Genomic DNA, 1,451 nt, shown 5'->3' with positions numbered 1-1,451 from the left:
AACGGAAGACTCGAGCACCTCCGAGGCTCCGCCCTCGGCTTCCGGAACCTGACCAACTACGTTGCACGCAGCCTCCTGGAAGCAGGGGGATTCAGACCCCAACTACACTCCCAAATCGGATGAGCCCGTTTTCACCCGGTCGGGGTCCAGGCCCTTGGTCCCGCGCGGGGTGATCGTGTCGACGACGCGCCCGTCGTCGGTGGCGGTGCCCTCCCAGTGGAAGTACGTGGCCAGGTCGCCGGGTGCCCTGGTCTGTCGGGACCCGACGATGAACCGCAGGCCCGCATCGTCGAGGTCCCTCAGGTTCTTGGATGAGAGCATGCCGGCGTCGGCGGCGATGACCATGTCGGCGATGCCGTGGCGGTCTTGGAACTGCTTGACGATCGGGATGATCGTGTGCGTTTCGGCTTTATTGCCTTCGTAGCAGCCGATCTCGAGTGGGAAGCCGGTCCGGTCGACGAGCAGGCCCACGACGATCTGCGGATCGACGCGGCGCTCTTTGGAGTAGCCGACCTTGCGCAGGTCGTCTTCCTTCTCCGCCTCGAAGTACAGGGTCGTGACGTCGTAGAGGCACAGCGTGACACCGCCCGTGGATTCCGCGTACGCGTAGCATTTCTCGGCGATCCGGTCCCGGTACTTCCGGTCGTGTGCCCGGGCAACAGAGTTGAGCAGCGTGTTGTAGTGCGGAGGGTTCGCGCCGATCTCGTTCAGGACGCGGATGCTGTCGCGCTTCGACGTCGGCTCGACCAGCCGCGCCAACACAAGCTGGAAGAACACATTGTCATCGACCACATTGAAGCCGAGCCGGTCGTACACGGTGCGGATGACGTCGATGAGAAGGCCCGAGCGCTTCGGGCCCAGCACCGCAGCCTGCCCTACCGACGCGGAGTCCACGGCGTCGAAATCGAGGACTCCCTGCTCAGGATGGAGGAATTCGCGGGCCTCGGCCATCTTCGCGGCCAGTTCGGCATCGGTATGAGCCGATCCGATGTGCTTGACGATCCGGTACTTCCCACCAGTCTTGTCCACGACCTGCACAACAGTGGCTCCGGATTTTGAAGGCACGCGGCGGACGAACGGGCTCATACCGGCCATTTTAGGCGACCCGTTAGTTACCCACGCCCCCCAAGCGTAGGCCTCTCACCAGCACAAACAATCTCGAAATCCCAGAAATCGCCCAACATTGTGGAAGTCAGGCGTGTCGAGCCACTCCCCCAGAACACCCCCCCCAAGCACTCCCCGAGGGATCCAGGCGGATGCGTCCACTGGGTGGTCCTCAACACCCACAAAAAGAAGAGAGCCCGCGTGCGAGCCCCACCCCCTACAGGGCGGCTCAAGCACACAGGCTCCCTCATATACAAAAAATTGCGGCGGTGACCTACTCTCCCACACACTCCCGCATGCAGTACCATCAGCGCAATCGGGCTTAGCTTCCGGGTTCGGAAAGGGAC

The 1,451-nt window shown here is 62.9% G+C and carries 1 protein-coding gene and 1 rRNA gene; both read right to left on the bottom strand.

Annotation, left to right across the window (positions count from 1 at the left end):
- Window positions 1-102: 102 nt before the first annotated feature.
- Window positions 103-1,086 carry an IS1634 family transposase gene (locus NQ038_RS15115; protein ID WP_257062984.1) on the bottom strand — a complete coding sequence of 328 codons (984 nt, stop codon included), beginning with the start codon at window positions 1,084-1,086 and terminating at the stop codon, window positions 103-105.
- A gap of 279 nt (window positions 1,087-1,365) precedes the next feature.
- A 5S ribosomal RNA gene (gene rrf, locus NQ038_RS15110) occupies window positions 1,366-1,451 on the bottom strand; the annotation flags it as partial.

The organism is Brevibacterium sp. 50QC2O2 (genome assembly GCF_024580675.1).
GTDB lineage: Bacteria > Actinomycetota > Actinomycetes > Actinomycetales > Brevibacteriaceae > Brevibacterium > Brevibacterium moorei.
The sequence above is the reverse complement of the archived record's forward strand: the minus strand, read 5'-3'. Positions and strand labels throughout refer to the sequence as shown.